At 59.8% G+C, this 12,072-nt stretch carries 11 protein-coding genes; 2 read left to right on the top strand and 9 right to left on the bottom strand.

From position 1 onward, the window contains the following. Window positions 1-63 precede the first annotated feature (63 nt). Genes ACR3FC_RS13175 through ACR3FC_RS13165 form a run of 3 tightly spaced genes read right to left on the bottom strand, consistent with a single transcriptional unit; the run spans window position 64 to window position 4,624 of the window. Window positions 64-3,111, bottom strand: a complete 3,048-nt coding sequence (locus ACR3FC_RS13175) for an efflux RND transporter permease subunit (RefSeq protein ID WP_480475515.1) — start codon at window positions 3,109-3,111, stop codon at window positions 64-66. 11 nt (window positions 3,112-3,122) lie between these two features. After that, entirely contained in the window at window positions 3,123-4,160 is a 1,038-nt protein-coding gene (locus ACR3FC_RS13170) for an efflux RND transporter periplasmic adaptor subunit (RefSeq protein ID WP_480475513.1), read from the bottom strand. Further along, a complete protein-coding gene (locus ACR3FC_RS13165) occupies window positions 4,157-4,624 on the bottom strand; it encodes a MarR family winged helix-turn-helix transcriptional regulator (RefSeq protein WP_480475511.1) in 468 nt (155 codons plus the stop codon). The genes ACR3FC_RS13170 and ACR3FC_RS13165 overlap by 4 nt, the downstream gene beginning before the upstream one ends. Before the next feature lie 161 nt (window positions 4,625-4,785). Between ACR3FC_RS13165 and ACR3FC_RS13160 the strand changes: the two genes are divergently transcribed. After that, a complete protein-coding gene (locus ACR3FC_RS13160; protein WP_480475509.1) occupies window positions 4,786-5,910 on the top strand; it encodes a beta-ketoacyl-ACP synthase III in 1,125 nt (374 codons plus the stop codon). A gap of 26 nt (window positions 5,911-5,936) precedes the next feature. Here ACR3FC_RS13160 and ACR3FC_RS13155 read toward each other — a convergent pair whose 3' ends face one another. Further along, window positions 5,937-7,739: a hypothetical protein gene (locus ACR3FC_RS13155; RefSeq protein ID WP_480475507.1), complete on the bottom strand. Its 1,803-nt coding sequence runs from the start codon at window positions 7,737-7,739 to the stop codon at window positions 5,937-5,939. Window positions 7,740-7,898: 159 nt separating this feature from the next. After that, window positions 7,899-8,360 (bottom strand): hypothetical protein, encoded by a 462-nt coding sequence (locus tag ACR3FC_RS13150; RefSeq protein ID WP_480475505.1) that lies wholly within the window; start codon window positions 8,358-8,360, stop codon window positions 7,899-7,901. 355 nt (window positions 8,361-8,715) lie between these two features. On the opposite strand from ACR3FC_RS13150, the gene ACR3FC_RS13145 reads away from it, so the two are divergent. Continuing rightward, window positions 8,716-9,294, top strand: a complete 579-nt coding sequence (locus ACR3FC_RS13145) for a thymidine kinase (RefSeq protein ID WP_480475503.1) — start codon at window positions 8,716-8,718, stop codon at window positions 9,292-9,294. On the opposite strand, the gene ACR3FC_RS13140 is transcribed toward ACR3FC_RS13145, so the two are convergent. From ACR3FC_RS13140 to ACR3FC_RS13125, 4 genes are read right to left on the bottom strand one after another with little or no spacing between them, the layout of a single operon-like run. Beyond that, window positions 9,291-10,241, bottom strand: a complete 951-nt coding sequence (locus ACR3FC_RS13140; RefSeq protein ID WP_480475501.1) for a 2-hydroxyacid dehydrogenase — start codon at window positions 10,239-10,241, stop codon at window positions 9,291-9,293. The two genes, ACR3FC_RS13145 and ACR3FC_RS13140, sit on opposite strands and share 4 nt — an antisense overlap. Next, window positions 10,241-10,579, bottom strand: a complete 339-nt coding sequence (locus ACR3FC_RS13135) for a tRNA-binding protein (protein WP_480475499.1) — start codon at window positions 10,577-10,579, stop codon at window positions 10,241-10,243. The genes ACR3FC_RS13140 and ACR3FC_RS13135 overlap by 1 nt, the downstream gene beginning before the upstream one ends. Continuing rightward, window positions 10,572-11,387 carry a pyrroline-5-carboxylate reductase gene (proC, locus tag ACR3FC_RS13130; RefSeq protein WP_480475497.1) on the bottom strand — a complete coding sequence of 272 codons (816 nt, stop codon included), beginning with the start codon at window positions 11,385-11,387 and terminating at the stop codon, window positions 10,572-10,574. The genes ACR3FC_RS13135 and proC overlap by 8 nt, the downstream gene beginning before the upstream one ends. Before the next feature lie 39 nt (window positions 11,388-11,426). Then, window positions 11,427-11,927, bottom strand: a complete 501-nt coding sequence (locus ACR3FC_RS13125; protein ID WP_209598027.1) for a type III secretion system chaperone family protein — start codon at window positions 11,925-11,927, stop codon at window positions 11,427-11,429. Window positions 11,928-12,072: the final 145 nt, after the last annotated feature.

Below are 12,072 nucleotides of genomic sequence, written 5' to 3'. Positions count from 1 at the left end.
ACCCCTGACCCAAACGAAAAAGCCCCAGAGGAAACTCTGGGGCTTTTCTTTATTTCCAATGCTTTACGTAGGTATTTCCGTCGTTCTCTTTCGTTCGTCACGGGCGAAGAACAGCAGATAGAACACCGGTGCTGCAACCATTGTCAGCACAGTGGCAAATGCCAGACCGCCCATGATCGTCACTGCCATCGAGACGAAGAACGCATCCGTCAGCAGCGGCGCCATGCCCAGAATGGTCGTGACAGCCGCCAGCATGACGGGCCGCAAACGGGACACGGATGCTTCGATGATTGACTCGCGCAGGGGCTTGCCGGTGGCGCGGACCAGATCGATTTCCTCAACCAGAACAATGCCGTTCTTGATCAGCATACCCGACAGGCTGAGCAGGCCCAGAAGTGCCGTAAAGGTGAAGGGCAGCCCTGTTCCCAGCAGGCCGATCACCACGCCGTTCACGGACATCGGCACCAGCAGCCAGATGATGATCGGCTGGCGGATCGCGTTGAACAACAGGACCGAGATCAACACCATGATCAGCAGGCTCAGCGGCAATTGTCTGCCCAGGCTTGCCTGTGCTTTGCGCGAGTTTTCGAACTCTCCACCCCATTCCATCTTGTAGCCGGGTGGCAGATCGATGGCCTCGATGGCGTCGCGCACTTCGGCGTGGACCTGTGCCGCTGTCAGGTCGGGCGGGATGTCGGCGCCGACGGTGATGGTCAGAACCCGATCACGACGGTGAACCAACGTATTGAGCGATTTGTACTCGAATCCATCCACCATTTGTTCAATTGGAACAAACTTTTCCGACTGGTCCGAGTACACGACCTGATCGACAATCGAGTAATCTCCGTCCGCGGGTCGGCGCAGGATAATCGGGATCAGGCGGTCGCGCTCACGGAACACACCACCCGTGATGCCGTCGGTCGAGAATTGCAGAGTGGCGGCGATATTTTCGCGCGTGACACCTGCTGTCTGCGCCCGTTCTGTTGCATAGATCGGTTGCAGCGCCAGTTCCTGTTCGCGCCAGTCGTGATGAACCAGCAGCGCGTTCGGCGATGCTGCTGCCATGCGCTGCACCGCCTCATCGGCAAACTGGCGCAGCACGACCGGGTCGCTGCCCGAGAAGCGGGCCTGAATCGGATCGCCGCCACCGGGGCCAAAGACCAGGCGCTTAGTGCCGAACTCACCTTCGGGGAACTGGACGGACCCAAACGCCTCAAGATCCGCTTGCAGCGCCGGGATGTCGTCCAGGCTTGCTGTGCGGATGACCATGTGCCCATAGCTGGGGTTCGGCTTTTCGGCTGAATAAGTCAGCATGAAACGAGTAGCCCCCTGGCCGACGAAGGTCGTGACCGAGACGACGTCGTCGCGTGCTGCCAGCCACTCTTCGAACACCGCCATGTCTTCGGCGGTTCGTGCAATCGGTGTGCCCTGCGGCAGTTTGTAGTGCACAAAGAACAAAGGCGTGTTGGAGTTGGGGAAGAACTGCTGTTTCATCAGCCCAAACCCGGCATAACACACCACGGTTACGCCGACGAGACCAGCAACAACCAGCCAGCGGAAGCGCAGCGCAAAGCGCAGGATCGCACCATAGGTGCGGAACAGGAGGCCGCCATAAGCGTCGATCTCGCCTGCTTTGCCCTGTTTGAAGAAGTAATGCCCCAAAAGCGGTGTGACAGTGATCGCCAAAACCCAACTGAGCAACAGTGAAATGCCGATCACGGCGAACAGAGAGAACAGGAATTCTCCGGTTGCGTCAGGGCTGAGGCCAATGCCCGCAAAGGCCATGATGCCAATCACGGTCGCACCCAGCAGCGGGATCTGGGTTTTTGACGCCACATCCTCGGCCGCATCGCGCGAGGACTGGCCGCGCAGCATAGATATCTGCATCCCTTCGGCCACGACGATGGCGTTGTCCACCAGCATCCCCATGGCGATGATCAGGGCACCCAATGAGATTCGTTCCATCTCGATCGAAAAGAGCGACATGAACAGAAGCGTGCCGACCACGGTCAGCAGCAGGGTCGAGCCGACGACAATGGCCGCGCGCCAGCCCATGAAGATGCCCAGCACGGCGACCACGATGGCCACCGACATGGCAAGGTTCACGAGAAAGTCGTTCGAGGCCTGCTCGACCACCACATGTTGCTGATAGATCGGCAGGATTTCGACACCAAAGGGAATGCTTGTGTTCAACTCCGCGAACTTTGCATCAGCGCGTTTGCCAACTTCGACAATGTTTTCCGTGGCCAGACCCGCGATACCCAAGGTGAAGGCCTCGGTCCCGTTGTAGCGGATGATGATGTCGGGGTCGTTCTGACGGGCACGATAGACATCGGACATGTCAAAGAGGTTGATTACCTGCCCCTGCGAACCAACAGACAGGCCCGCAATGGCCGACACGCTGTCCGACCCTTCGGCCGTCAGAATGGTGGTGCGGTCGTTATCAGAGCGTAAGGACCCTGAGGAATTGACCGAATCCGCATTGGCAATCGCCTGGTTGATCGCTTGCAGCGGGACATTCTGGTTCACGGAAATCGCCAGATCGGGTTCGACAAAGATCGCCTCGTCCGGCAGGCCCTGAACCTCGACATCCGCAACCCCGTCCACGGTCAGCAGTTCCCGCCGCAGGAAGGTTGCCAGTTCGTGCTTTTCAGCGTCCGAGAACCCTTGGGCGGTCACCGCATAGAACAGGCCGAACACGTCGCCGAACCCGTCATTCACAAACGGCTGGCCGACGCCCGATGGCAGGCCGCGCGCGGCGTCGCGCACCTTGGCCCTGAGCCGGGTCCAGATGGCAGGCAGTTCTGTGCCGTTATATGTCGACTTGATCTCGACCTCGATCAGGGACCGTCCGGGTTGATTGACCGAGGTGATGACATCCACCTCGCCCATCTGCTGTATAGCGGATTCCAGCGGTTCCGATACTTCCAGCGCCACCTGTTCGGCAGTGGCACCGGGGTATTGCGTGGCGATGACCGCGTTTTTGATTGTAAAGGCCGGGTCTTCCAGACGGCCAAGCGATGTGAACCCCCAGATACCCCCAATGAGGGCAATGAGGATGACCAGCCATGTGTAAAGCGGCCGGTCGATTGAGGCGCGGGCGATATTCATCTGTCAGCCCCTCAGTTCGCGAAACCGGCAAACCGGCGCACCGTCTGACCATCCGTCAGCACAGCGCCCCCGGCCACAACGACCTCATCCCCGTCAGACAGGCCCGTCAGCACCCGGACATCGCCGGTTTGCGTGGGCTCGATGGTCACTGGGACGCGGCGCACGGTGCCCTCATCCGCCCCTACCGGGGAAAACACCACGACGTTCAGCGCGCCGTTTGCGTCAGCGACTACGGCGGTCGCCGGGACGACGATGCCTGTGCGGTTGTCCTGCACCTGAACGTTGACGGTAACGGAAGAACCGGGAAAGATTTGCAGCCCCTTTGGCGGGGTCAGGCCAAACTGGATCCGGAAAGTTTGACCGACGCTGGAGGTTTCCGCGTCGAATTCACGGATTTCCAGCGGGAAGACTTCGTCACTGACCGGGAATTTCGCGGTGATGAAGAAGTCGTCATTCTGGCCAGAGCGTTGAAACAGGATCTCGGGCACATCGACCACGATGCGAAGTTCCGACATGTCGTGAATGCGGACGATGGGGGTGCCCGCCGAGACGGTCGTAAACGCCTCGACCGAGCGGCTGGAGACCAGCGCGTCAAACGGCGCGGTCAGCGTGGCGTGTTCCAGTTCATATTCCGCGTCGCGCAGGGCGATTGCGGCCAGCTGCGCCTCGGTCTCGGCGTCGTCCACGGCCACCTGGCTGGCGGTTGTACCGCGCAGGCGCGACAGGCGGGCGACGGTGCGGTCGGCCTGTTCCTTTTGCAGCCGCGCCCGATCAAGGCGCAGCTCGAACGGTTCCTGATCCAGGCGGGCAATCAGACCATCCTTGGGAATCATGAAGCCTTCGTTGATGGGCATCTCGACAATCTGGCCGGCAACCTGAAAGGCAAGATCAACGGTCTGGCGCGCGGCGACGCGGCCAAAGAACTGCCGCGTGAAACCCGGCGCGGTTTCGCGCACCTGCATGAGTTTCACCGGTTTCGGGGTATCTTGAGCGGCAATCGGGGTTGCCAGAATGGCCAGTGCAAGGCCCAGAGAGGTCAGGAGTTTCATTTCTTCAATCCCTCGGGAATTCCCGTTTTCAATACGTTGTCGCGGATTTTGCGCGCCAGTCGCGCGAATTCGGCAGTTTCTTGTTCGTTTAGGCCCGAGGCCCTGTGAAACAGGTCCCCGGCGGCGGCGACCAGCATGTTGCGGGCCTCTTCGCCCTGCTCTGTCAGCACCAGCAACCAGGCCCGGCGGTCTTCGGGGTCACGCCGCCGTGTCAGGTAGCCCGTTTTTTCAAGGGCATCGGCTGTGGCGGTGATCGTTGACGGGACGCTTAACATATCAGCGGCCAGAACGCCCATGCGCTTGGGCTGATCCAGTTTGATCAGCATGTGGCATTCCGGGTGGCTCAGGTCTGTTTCGATACAGTCGAAGGTCTCTTCCAGTTTCCAGTACAGGGCATAGACGCCCATGATCGCCTGAATCTCGGGGCTGAGGCGGCCCAGTCTGGCGCTGATATCGTCGGGCATTGGGGGGGTCTCCGCGCGGGTTACGGGGCGATATACTTCAATTTCTGAACTATTCAAGATATGAAACTGCGCCCCGGAACGAATTCCCTTAGGTCAACATGTCTTGATCAAATCACGCCATGACTGCATTTTGGGCGAATCCGAAACATTCAGGACCCGCCATGTATACCCCCGCCATTACCGGTACCGGTGTCTTCACGCCGGAAAACGTCATCACCAACGCCGAGCTTGTTGAAGCGTTCAACGCCTATGCAGACAAGCAGAACGCGAAGAATGCTGAGGCCATCGGAGCCGGGCAGATGGAGGCGATGCAGCATTCCTCGGAAGAGTTCATCGTCAAGGCGTCGGGCATTCAGAACCGCTACGTGATGGACAAGGCCGGGGTGCTGAACCCCGACGTGATGCACCCGACGCTGCGCCAACGCAGCGATGACGAGCCCGGGATCATGGCCGAGATGGCAGTGGATGCCTGCAAGAAGGCGCTGGCGCAGGCGGGGCGCACGGCGGCGGATGTCGATCTGGTGATCTGTGCGGCCTCGAACCACGAGCGCGCCTATCCGGCGATTGCAATCGAGATTCAGCAGGAACTGGGTATCGACGGGTTCGGCTTTGACATGAATGTCGCCTGTTCTTCGGCCACGTTCGGCATTCAGGCGGCGGCGGATATGGTGCGGTCCGGTTCGGTGCGCGCGGCGTTGGTGGTGAACCCTGAAATCTGCTCGGGCCATCTGGAATGGCGCGACCGGGATTGTCACTTTATCTTTGGTGATGTGGCAACGGCAACGCTGATCGAGCGGATCGAAGACGCAAAAGGCCCGCATTTCGAAATCCTGTCGACCCGCTGTGCCACCGCCTTTTCCAACAATATCCGCAACAATAACGGTTTCCTGCGCCGGTCGCGCCCCGATGGTGTGATTGACCGCCGCGACATGCAGTTCATGCAGAACGGCCGGAAGGTGTTCAAGGAAGTGTTGCCGATGGTCAGCAAGCATATCAGCGACCATATGGAGGCCGAAGGGGTCAGCAATACCGACCTCAAACGCCTGTGGCTGCATCAGGCCAACAAGACGATGAACGACTTCATCGGCAAGAAGGTTCTGGGCCGCGAACCCGAAGCGGGCGAGCAACCCAATATCCTTCAGGATTATGCGAACACCTCATCCGCAGGGTCGATCATTGCGTTTTCGAAATACTCTGACGATCTGCAAGAGGGCGATCTGGGCCTGATCTGTTCTTTTGGGGCCGGGTATTCGGTTGGATCGGTGATCGTGAAGCGTCACGCCTGATCTGCATTCCGCAAAGCGCTGACGGCCTAGAGATCGGCCGCCAACTGAAAAACCTGGAACGCGGCCCCTTCCCCACGATCAATCCGGCTGAGATAGGCGGGGGTTTCACCTTTTGCCAGTTGGGATTGCAGCCCGCGCCCCTGAGATGCCCAATCCCAGAATTCGGCACGGGGCGCGGCGGTGCACAGCAGCACATAGCTTACACCCAGCGCAGCAAGACGCGGACCGGCCTGGGACGCATCCATACGCAAAACCGCGATCTGCGCCTGAATTCCGGCCCGGTTGCGGTGATAATTCCCAGCCAGAACCGAATGATCAGTATAGCGCAGCACCTCTGCCGCATAATCGAAATCGACCAGAACCATTCCGGCTGGCAGGTCTTGCAGGGCCGCGTAGGCCTCGGGCGCTTTGCAGGGGGCGCCGATGTTTTGCGAATCCTGTGCTACCTCGGCGACGGGTGCCGCAAGGGATGGGCGCGCAAACCGTTCCAGCTGTTTTTCCACGCTGCTACCGATCTTTGGCGAGACGCAGACGATAAAGCCTATCATAGCCAAGCCGGAGAGCGTGCGGCCATGGGTTCTGTAACTGACGTAAAGGGCCCGCAGCACCTGAGCCTGAACAGCCACAAGGGACACGCCCAGAAACGTCATCATCCGGGACTGGTACAGAAACATGGAAAACCCGGTCACAATCAGCGCCAGAAACAGGAGGTAATCCATTTTGTCTTGTGACTGGCGGGCAAAGATCAAGGCCGCCACCGCCGTGATGACAGACATGGCGATCAGGGCCGCAGCCTCGCCCAGATGCCGTTCCAGAACGACGGTGATATTCTGTGCTTCAGCGACCTGGCTGAGCCAGAAGTCGCGCATGTCCTGAGGCAGATCCGCAATCGGGTTTTCAAGGCAGTGGGGTGCAAATGCGTAAGCGCAGCCAAGTGTTACAGCGCCGACCACAAGACACGCGCCGATACGCCCCCAATAGGACCAGCCCGACCCGACCCAGGCTGCTGCACACAGGCACAGGGCCGCGATCCCGGCCGGCAGGGCCACACTGATCGTCAGGGCATCGCAGCTTGGAAACAGAAAGCCCTGACGCCCCGTTGTTGCAACGCTGGCCAGCAACAGGGTCAGCGCCAGCCCGGCTCCAAACACCATGGTGTTGCGGCGGGCGGCTGTGCCGGTCACAATCCAGTCAATCGTAAGGAACACCGCGATAATCGCGACCTGCACGATTGATTCGGTTCCGATGGACACCGAAAGGGCGAGGCAGGCACCCAGCCACCCCGCAGCAGAGGGTTTGGCCTTGCGCAGGACAAAGAACATGAGGGCCGCTGCAAACAGCAGAATCTGAACATTGTGGTGGTCAAACGAGAAATAGTCGAACTTCCGATAATGTTCGAGCGTCAGCACACCGACCACCAGTGCCGAAACTGCGCCATTGCGCCCGCCCAAAGCTCCACCGGTGACAGCAAAGGCCCACAGGGTCAGCCCCGCCAGCAGCACCGGCCAGACAAACGCGGTCACTTGCAAGGCGCTGTCGGGTGGCACGACCATCGCGGACAGCGTGTAGAGCCCGGCAATCGGCGCATCGACAAGCCGGGACCAGTGCATCAGCGTGCCGTCACCCGGCCCCAGCCGATGCTGATAGGCGTCAAACCAGCCCTGCCCCGCCAGCAGGTCCTGCACCATGACCCAGCGCATCGCGTCATCGGGGCCTTCCTGATAAGCACCAAACAGCACCGTGGCCAGAAAAAGCGTATAGACAAACAGGAACGACCGCCAAACCATACGGTCTGCGAGAACGCTGTAATTTCCCTGCATTTTCTGCATGGTTTACTGCCCTTGACGATCTTGCCTGCGCCGCAGCTTATCGGAAAGACGTGACTGAATTGAGGCACAGGGTCCGGTTGGTGATCATTCCACAAAGCGCACGACATCTGCTGCAATCCGGGCAGGCGGAATTTGGCCGGTTACGGACTGCAGTCAAGCCTAGCTGACGCTTTCTTCTTCCAGGTGCAGTTTCATTTCAATCAGGACCTGCTGAAGCAAACTGGTTTCTTTCAGCAGCCTTTTGGCTTCGTTCACCGTGATGATGCCATCTTCGATTGCGGATTGATATTCAGTCATCAGCATTGCAAACCGCTGGCTGAGCGCGATGACATCCGAATTCACCCCGCCTGTGCGAGGATCCTCGGTGTTGCGTTCGCTGTAGGACAAGGTGATGTTTTTCAGATCCGCCAGCGCGGATGTCACATGCGGATAAGTTGCTGCGTTTTCAAGCCGAGCCACCGCATCCACGGGCATGAACCTGTCCGCGTGTTCGGCATTGTCCGAATAATACCGGCCCAGGGTCGCCTTGGATTTTCCGGTGATTTCACAAGCAGCTTCTATTCCGACATCTTTGACCAGCGCTTCTGTGTGTTTCTTCAGATAGGCCCCGATATCTGCCATTGATTTACCTTTATTACCTGCAAACGCCCGCCCGGTGTCCAAACCGGGGAAAGCGTCGGGAAATTTCCCATACCTGAGTCATAATTGAAATGTCATACATTGACTATCCCTCAGATAAGCGGGGGATTTTGTGAGTGAGTGGCGGCAGTTCAAGCCGGTAAAGAGTGATTGCGGGGCGGTATTGTTGGGCCTTGCTTTGTTTTGGCCACATGTTGGCCGACGGCGTCGCTGTTGCAGACGCGGGGGTTCCATCCCCTACGAGCCCAGCTCGGCCTCTGCACACGCAATGGCGACGTCGCTTCTTACATCCCTTTGCTCTCTTGTTCCTTTTGGCCGGGCGTTTTAGACCCACGCCATGGCAAAGCTGTATTTCAACTATTCCACCATGAACGCGGGCAAGTCGACTGTGTTGCTACAGGCGTCGCACAACTATCGCGAGCGCGGGATGCAGACCTATCTGATGACCGCCGCCCTTGACGGGCGGGCGGGTGCGGGGCGGATTGCATCGCGCATCGGCATATCGGAGCAGGCTGACACGTTCACACCCGAAGATGATGTCTTCGCCATGATCCGGTCCCGGCTGGACAAAGGTTCCGTGGCCTGCGTTTTCATTGATGAGGCGCAGTTCCTGTCCGAGGCGCAGGTCTGGCAACTGGCCCGTGCGGTGGACGATCTGGATGTGCCGGTGCTGGCTTATGGGCTGCGGGTGGATTTTCAGGGCAAACTGTTCCCCGGTTCCGCCGCCCTGCTGGCCCTTGCCGACGAAATGCGCGAGGTGCGCACGATCTGTGAATGCGGCCGCAAGGCCACGATGGTGATTCGGCGGGATGAAACCGGCAAGGCCATCACCGAAGGGGCGCAGGTGCAGATTGGCGGGAACGAGACCTATGTCTCGCTCTGCCGTAAACACTGGCGTGAGGCGGTGGGCGACTAGACCGGGTTGGGCAGCGCCCTGCCCGCGACAAAGGCCGCCACGTTATCCAGCGCCATGTGACCCATGCTGCTGCGCACCTCTTCGGTGGCTGTACCCAGATGGGGCAGCAGGGTGACGTTTTCCATATCGCACAGGGATTGCGGCACTTTGGGTTCAAATTCGTAGACGTCCAGCCCCACCCCCGCGATCTGACCGGTTTGCAGCGCCGTGATCAGCGCGGCCTCGTCCACCACCTCGCCACGGGCGATGTTGACCAGAATGGCCGAGGGGTTCATCGCCTCAAGAACCTGCGCATTGATCAGGTGGCGGGTTTCCGCACCACCGGGAACCGCAAGCACAAGAAAATCGATCGAGGCGGTAAGCGTTTCAAGGTCAGGTGTGAATTCCGCCGGGAAATCCAGATCTTTTGCATTGCGGGATTGATAGGCCACCTGCATGGCAAACCCGAAATGACAGCGGCGCGCGATGGCCTGCCCGATGCGGCCCATACCGACGATGCCCACGCGCTTGCCGGTCACGTGATGGCCCAGCATCTGCGTCGGGTGCCAGCCCAGCCACTGACCGGACCGCACCAGCCGCTCACCCTCACCGGCGCGCCGGGCTGTGGTCAGCAGCAGAGTCATGGCGATATCAGCCGTGGCATCGGTGACCGCGCCAGGGGTGTTGGTTACGTCAATCCCGGCCGCACGTGCGGCATCCACGTCGATATGGTTGAAGCCAACACCGAAATTGGCCAGCAGCTTGCAGCGCGGCGGACCGGCTTCTGCAAAAACCTGCGCCGAAAACTGATCACCCAGCGTCGGGACGACCACATCGTAATCGGCCAGAGCGGCCAGCATCTCCTGCCGTGACATGGGCAGGGTGTTTTCCCGGATGGTCACATCGAAATCGGCGCGGGCGCGCGATTCGACTTCCGGTGTCATCGGACGCGTGATCAGCAGTTTCATCAGTGCATCCGCCCGCCTGTAGGAACCTTGCCGTCGGGGCCGATCAAAACGATCTCACCGCTGTCATCGGGAAGACCCAGCACCAGAACCTCGGACATGAACTTGCCGATCTGGCGCGGAGGGAAGTTGACGACAGCCATGACCTGTTTGCCAACCAGAGTGGCCGGATCGTAATGCGCGGTGATCTGGGCCGAGGTCTTGCGCTCGCCTATCTCGTCGCCAAAGTCGATCCACATCTTGATCGCGGGTTTGCGGGCCTCGGGATAGGGCTCGGCGCGGATTACCTCGCCCACGCGAATATCGACCTTGAGAAAGTCGTCGAACGAAATTTCATTCACGCGAGAGCTCCTTGGATCGGTCGGTTGCGGCCTTGACGGCACGGTGCAGCAGGTCGGGAAAGCCGGTTTCCTGATGCATCAGTACCTCGAGCGCGGCCTGTGTGGTACCGTTCGGAGAGGTCACGTTGATGCGCAGCTGCGCGGGGTCTTCGTCGGACGCCATGGCCAGTGCCCCGGCACCGGCCACTGTGGACTTGGCCAGTTTCATCGCAAGCTCGGCAGGCAGGCCGTGCGCCTCGCCCGCTGCGGCCAGGGTTTCGATCAGATGGAACACATAGGCCGGGCCGGACCCGCTGAGCCCGGTGACGGCGTCCATCTGTGCCTCATCCTCCAGGCGAACGGTCTGGCCCACTGCCGCCAGCAGGTTTTCGGCCTGTTCCATATCGGTCTCGGAGGCGTGTGCGTTGCCGATCAGTGCCGTGATGCCCTGACGGATAGCGGCGGGCGTGTTGGGCATGGCGCGAATGATCGGGGTGTCACCGCCCAGAACAGATTCGAAGGTGGCAATCGAGGTGCCAGCCGCAACGGAAATGAACAGGCTGGACCCGCCGCCCAGTGCCTGAAGGGCAGGCAGGGCTTCGCCCATCATCTGCGGTTTGACCGCAACCAGCACCACGGCGGGGGATTCGGGCAAGGGTGCGTTGATATTGACGCCCTGCGCCTTCAGCCAATCTGACGGGTAGGGATCGATGACCCAAACGGAAACTGGCGGAAGGCCGTGTTCCAGCCATCCCGCCAGCATTGCGGACCCCATCTTTCCGCACCCCAGAAGCACAAGCCCCTGTTCGGCCACTCGCGTCATGTCCATTTGCCCCTCCCGCTTTACATATCGGTTCGGGGCAAAGGTTTACGCGCGGCCGTAGGCCTCTGCAATGGCCACTTGCATGGCTTCTTCTGGCCCTCTGTTGCCCCAGGTCACCAATTGGATCGCGGGGTAGTACCGCTCGGCGCTCATGACGGCGGCATTGATCATCGTGTCGATCTGGTCAGCGCTGGCAGTTTGCCCGCCTGCAAGGACCAGACCATAGCGATAGACCATCAGCTTCTGGTTTGCCCAATAGGTAAACGCGCCTGCCCAGCACTGGTCGTTCATCTTGTTGAGCAGCTCATAGAGCTGCATTTCACGCTCGGCCGGTGGTTCCATTTCGAAGCTGCACACCATGCGCAGCGTTTCGTCATAGTTGGACCAGGCCAGTGTGATCGAGTAGGTGCGCCACTGCCCTTCAACGGCCATGGCAATCTGATCGTCCCCAATGCGATCAAAATCCCAGTCGTGATGTTCGGCCAGATGCTCAACAATGTCGATCGGATGAATGTCTTCTTCGAGATACTGCTCGGAAAGGGCCATAATGCCACCTCACTAATCTCTAGCATTTCGGGGCTGGCAGCGCCCCAGCGCTAGTTGCCTGCTCTACAAACCGGGCTTCCCCCATAGGCCTGTACTAAATATGGTGCGATGTGGCGTAAGTTCTGGCAACCCTAATTATTGGGGA

Source organism: Ruegeria sp. AF3, assembly GCF_056536285.1.
The sequence above is the reverse complement of the archived record's forward strand: the minus strand, read 5'-3'. Positions and strand labels throughout refer to the sequence as shown.

Bases quoted from the DNA above. Each gene is read 5' to 3' on its own strand.
- ACR3FC_RS13165 (WP_480475511.1), bottom strand. From the start codon at position 4,624: ATGCCCGACGATATCAGCGCCAGACTGGGCCGCCTCAGCCCCGAGATT.
- ACR3FC_RS13140 (WP_480475501.1), bottom strand. From the start codon at position 10,241: ATGAAACTGCTGATCACGCGTCCGATGACACCGGAAGTCGAATCGCGC.
- ACR3FC_RS13145 (WP_480475503.1), top strand. From the start codon at position 8,716: ATGGCAAAGCTGTATTTCAACTATTCCACCATGAACGCGGGCAAGTCG.
- ACR3FC_RS13170 (WP_480475513.1), bottom strand. From the start codon at position 4,160: ATGAAACTCCTGACCTCTCTGGGCCTTGCACTGGCCATTCTGGCAACC.
- ACR3FC_RS13125 (WP_209598027.1), bottom strand. From the start codon at position 11,927: ATGGCCCTTTCCGAGCAGTATCTCGAAGAAGACATTCATCCGATCGAC.
- proC (WP_480475497.1), bottom strand. From the start codon at position 11,387: ATGGACATGACGCGAGTGGCCGAACAGGGGCTTGTGCTTCTGGGGTGC.
- ACR3FC_RS13150 (WP_480475505.1), bottom strand. From the start codon at position 8,360: ATGGCAGATATCGGGGCCTATCTGAAGAAACACACAGAAGCGCTGGTC.
- ACR3FC_RS13175 (WP_480475515.1), bottom strand. From the start codon at position 3,111: ATGAATATCGCCCGCGCCTCAATCGACCGGCCGCTTTACACATGGCTG.
- ACR3FC_RS13160 (WP_480475509.1), top strand. From the start codon at position 4,786: ATGTATACCCCCGCCATTACCGGTACCGGTGTCTTCACGCCGGAAAAC.
- ACR3FC_RS13155 (WP_480475507.1), bottom strand. From the start codon at position 7,739: ATGCAGAAAATGCAGGGAAATTACAGCGTTCTCGCAGACCGTATGGTT.